This window comes from bacterium, assembly GCA_040755795.1.
Taxonomy (GTDB): domain Bacteria; phylum UBA9089; class CG2-30-40-21; order CG2-30-40-21; family SBAY01; genus JBFLXS01.
The window spans coordinates 1-2034 of the sequence record JBFLXS010000585.1; the positions used below are offsets into that span (position 1 = coordinate 1).

Below are 2034 nucleotides of genomic sequence, written 5' to 3' on the forward strand. Positions count from 1 at the left end.
GTATTCCTCTTCTGGGGGCAATGTCTCCCCCTTTCCTACTTTCCTACTCTCCTACTTCCTACTTTCAGGAGAATCCCCCATTTCACTGACCCATTACCATATATGAAATTGGCAAATATCAAGGTTGATCTATTGATAAATTTCAATATGGAAAGATTGAAATAAGGCATAAAGAGATTTGTTCTGTAACATCTCCCTGCCCTTCGTGCTCTTCGTGGTGAGGTGAACGGTTACAGATATTTTTATCCGAAAGTCTTCACACTTTAAGGATTGCCTTGACTAAACCTTTTATTGTATATTCCTTAGCCGTAATATCTACTTTTAGACCAATGGCTTGTGCCTTTTGAGTAGTGATAGGACCAATAGAGGCTATTTTGACTTTATTTAAAAGATGGTTAATTTCCTCTTTATTAAAAAGACAACAGAAATTTGTCACTGTAGATGAGCTGGTAAAGGTAATTATATCAATTTCGCCGCGGGATAACAATTCTTTTAAATAACCTACATCTGATTCCTCTTTAATTGTTCGATATGCCGCCACATCATCTACTTGTGCCTCCATTTCTTTTAGTCCTTCAATCAATACCTGGCGCGCCTCTTCACTTCTTGGCACAAGAACTCTTTTTCCTCTCATTTCAAATTTTTTAAATCCTTCAATCAATCCTTCCTGCGTCCATTCTTCTTCAGGCTGGTAATCAACATTTAATTCTAAATCCCTGAGCATTTTGTTAGTTGCAGGACCAATTGCGGCTATTTTTAGACCTTTTAATTCGCGGATATCCTTGCCAAATTTTCTTAATTGATTAAAGAAGTATTTTACTCCATTAACACTGGTAAAGATAATCCAATCATAAGTATCAAGTTGGGTAATGGCATTGTCTAATTTTTTAACATCTACAGGTAGAACGATTTTAATCACCGGGAATTCGACAACCGAAGCCCCATAGGTTTTTAATAATTTACTTAACTCACTTGCCTGTTCTTTTGTCCGGGTGATTAAAATTTTCTTGCCAAATAACGGCTTTTTCTCAAACCAATTAAGTGATTGGCGTAAATTTACTACCTCACCAATAATGCTAATGGTTGGAGGTTTTAACCTATGGATTTTTTCCACGATATTGTTCAATGTACCTGTAATTGTTTTTTGGTCACTCAATGTTCCAGAGTAAATTACGGCAATGGGCGTTTGTCCATTTAACCCATTGTTTATCAATTCATTAATAATTTGTTCCAATTTTGAAGTCCCCATCAGGATAACAAGTGTCCCGCCAACTTTAGCTATCTCTGACCAGGGTAAAGAAGATTTGTCTAAAGCCTCATGACCCGTAACAATAGTTACAAGGGATGTATATTTTCGATGGGTTAATGGAATGCCAGCGTAAGCAGGCACAGCAACCGCAGATGTTACGCCTGGCACAACTTCAAAATCTATACCGTTTTCAACAAGGAATTCAGCTTCTTCGCCACCTCTACCAAAGACAAATGGGTCGCCACCTTTAAGTCGAACGATGACTTTGCCTTCGTTAGCTTTATCTACCAATAATTGGTTAATTTGTCCTTGAGAAAAGGTATGTTCACCAGCCTTTTTCCCAACATAAATTACCTCCGCACCATTTTTAACCCAATTCAGTAGTTCTTCATTCGCCAGATAATCATAGACAACCAATTCTGCTTGCTGAAGGCATTCTAACCCTTTTAATGTTAACAAACCTGAGTCTCCAGGCCCTGCACCAACTAAATACACTTTACCTTGTTCCATAATTTTTATTATACCACACAAATAAACTTTTTCGCAAGCAAATTCTACTTTAGCAAGATTTTCCGTAACTATTCACCGCAGAGACGCACAGACACAGAGAAAAAATTAAAATCTATTGGCTATACGCTTAATTCCATCTCTTAGAACAGGTAACCGTTCAGGGCTATACATTAGAAGTGTAAACAAGGAGAAATGGGGAAAAGGGAGAATTGGAGAAATGGCTCAAACTTTTTCTTGCTCCACCCTTCAGACATTAATCCTGGTGTCGTGTTGAG

General features: G+C 37.7%; 2 protein-coding genes. One reads left to right on the forward strand and one right to left on the reverse strand.

The annotated features are described in order from the left end of the window. Window positions 1-256: 256 nt before the first annotated feature. A complete protein-coding gene (cobA, locus tag AB1414_19980) occupies window positions 257-1759 on the reverse strand; it encodes a uroporphyrinogen-III C-methyltransferase (protein ID MEW6609692.1) in 1503 nt (500 codons plus the stop codon). A 115-nt stretch (window positions 1760-1874) separates the two neighbouring features. Between cobA and AB1414_19985 the strand changes: the two genes are divergently transcribed. Continuing rightward, the gene (locus AB1414_19985; protein MEW6609693.1) at window positions 1875-2033 is read left to right on the forward strand and encodes a hypothetical protein; all 159 of its coding nucleotides are present in this window, start codon (window positions 1875-1877) and stop codon (window positions 2031-2033) included. The last annotated feature ends 1 nt before the right edge of the window (window position 2034 follow it).

Excerpts from the sequence above, each read along its gene's own strand:
- cobA (MEW6609692.1), bottom strand. The coding sequence starts at position 1,759 with ATGGAACAAGGTAAAGTGTATTTAGTTGGTGCAGGGCCTGGAGACTCA.